Origin of the sequence: Chamaesiphon sp. OTE_8_metabat_110 (assembly GCF_031382685.1) — a bacterium.
Taxonomy (GTDB): domain Bacteria; phylum Cyanobacteriota; class Cyanobacteriia; order Cyanobacteriales; family Chamaesiphonaceae; genus Chamaesiphon.
In genome coordinates this window covers 1-2343 of the sequence record NZ_JANMZA010000257.1, presented here as the reverse complement: position 1 = coordinate 2343, position 2343 = coordinate 1, and the positions used below count along the sequence as shown (strand labels likewise).

The following is a 2343-nucleotide window of genomic DNA, read 5'->3' as shown; positions in this document are numbered from 1 at the left end:
GCTCCAAAACTTACTCATAAGTACTAAAACTATCCACTGTCTTGAAAAGGTGCTCTACTTGCGGCGTTTTTATGCGGGGGTTCCCCCCGCATAAAACGCCGCCGAATAAGAAAACGACAAGACAGGGGAAACCCCTGTTCCCGCACTTTTCGCTATTCACTATCCACTATCCACTAACAGACTAGTAACTTCGTTTAGCTACAAGATCTGAGTTAATTTAACTGCCAATATGACTAAAATAGCTATTGTCTAAAATTAAATGACGATGACGATCGAGTGTCATAAAACCTTTAGCTTGAAACTGTGCCATCATCCGACTGACAGTAACCCGAGTCGTCCCGATCGCGCTCGCAAGCTGTTGATGGGTAAACTTATAATTAATTCGGGTTTGGCTATCGGGCAAAGCCTCGCCCAACTCCTCTTTGAGTAAAGATAATAACCCTCTCAGCCGTTCGACAGTATGGCGGCGACCGTTGATAATCAGGAGCATTTCTGCTTGCCGCATCCGCTTGGCTAACTGCGGGAGTAGGAGCTGCGACAATCGCATCGAACCTTCAATTTCATCCAATCGCAACCAGCGTAAATAAACAGGTGATAGTGCGATCGCTTGATAGTCAAGAGTTTCCGAGCCTTGAGTGCCAAACCAGGCTCCTGTGGACGCCCAGCCAAATAATACTTGTTCGCCATCTTCGTAGTTCGCGCTTAGTTGCACCAATCCTTGAGTAACTTGCCATACGCCTTCGGGGAACAACGGGATTTCATCACCTTTAGTGTGAAAATATAGCCGCTTGCTGAGGACTGAAGACTGTTGCTGCTGTTGTGGTGAATAATCTAGTTCCGTACTTTGAACGATCGACAGCATAATTTTCGCTCCAAAATCTGAACCTAGATTACTCGGTCAAGGTAAAATTCAGGTAATGGAGAGATTAAGGCTGGTTAGTAATTGATAATTAATAATTGATAATTGATAATGTAAGTAGATGCCCCTCAGCCCTAAGCCGCGATCGTATGCTACTTGCCGATAAACCTACAGAACTTAACTGGAAACCAATTATTGCACAACTTACAGCAGTCGTCGGTATCAAAGGCATCATTCAGCGGCGGGAGGAATTAATTACTTATGAGTGCGATGGTTTGACTAGCTACCGCGAGCGTCCCGCTCTGGTTATTCTGCCCAAAACGACAGCGCAAATAGCAGCCGCAGTCAAAATCTGTGACGAAAATAATGTTGCGTGGATCGCGCGGGGTGCGGGAACGGGTTTATCGGGTGGGGCATTACCCGTCGAAAATTGCGTGTTGATCGTGACGGCATTGATGAATCAGATCCTCAAAACAGATCTCGCAAATCAGCGCGTCGTCGTTCAACCAGGCGTAATTAATAATTGGGTGACGCAAGCAGTCAGTGGCGGCGGCTTTTATTATGCTCCCGATCCTTCCAGTCAGGTGATCTGCTCGATCGGTGGTAACATTGCCGAAAATTCTGGCGGCGTCCACTGTCTCAAGTATGGTGTCACTACCAACCACGTCCTCGGCTTAAAATTAGTCATCCCCAGTGGGGAGATCGTCGATGTCGGTGGGGAAATCGGCGAAATGCCTGGATACGATCTGACTGGCTTATTCGTCGGCTCCGAAGGCACCCTCGGCATTGCCACCGAAATCACCCTCAAAATCCTCAAAACGCCCGAATCCATCTGCGTCCTCCTCGCCGACTTTGCTAGCGTTGAAGCCGCAGGCAGCGCCGTCTCAGGTATCATCAGTGCGGGGATTATCCCGGCTGGCATCGAGATGATGGACAACTTCAGCATCAACGCTGTCGAAGATGTCGTCGCCACCAAATGCTATCCCCGCGATGCCGCTGCCATCCTCCTCGTCGAAATCGATGGCTCGGCAGTAGAAGTAGCCACAAATCAAGCCCGCATTGCCGAAATTTGCCGTGAGAATGGGGCGCGAGACATTACGATCGCCACCGAGCCAGCAGAACGTTTAAGACTCTGGAAAGGGCGTAAAGCCGCCTTTGCCGCGATGGGCAAAATCAGTCCCGATTATTACGTGCAAGATGGAGTCATTCCCCGCACGCAACTATCCTACGTTCTCCAAGAAATTGAAAAACTCGGCACCAAATATGGCTATTTTGTCGCCAACGTTTTCCATGCTGGCGATGGTAATTTACACCCATTAATTTTGTATAACAATGCCGTTGAAGGCGCATTAGAACAAGTAGAAACCTTGGGTGGTGAAATTCTCAAGCTCTGTGTCAAAGTCGGCGGGAGTATTTCCGGCGAACACGGTATCGGTGCTGATAAACGCTGTTATATGTCAGAGATGTTCACCGAGACAGATTTA

General features: G+C 48.4%; 2 protein-coding genes. One reads left to right on the top strand and one right to left on the bottom strand.

Annotated elements, in window-relative coordinates:
- Positions 1-217: 217 nt before the first annotated feature.
- On the bottom strand, positions 218-862 hold the full coding sequence (locus RMO52_RS09380; protein WP_310413282.1) for a Crp/Fnr family transcriptional regulator: 645 nt from the start codon (positions 860-862) through the stop codon (positions 218-220).
- Positions 863-1008: 146 nt separating this feature from the next.
- On the opposite strand from RMO52_RS09380, the gene RMO52_RS09375 reads away from it, so the two are divergent.
- On the top strand, positions 1009-2343 hold a 1335-nt coding region (locus RMO52_RS09375; RefSeq protein ID WP_310413279.1), incomplete at its 3' end, for an FAD-linked oxidase C-terminal domain-containing protein.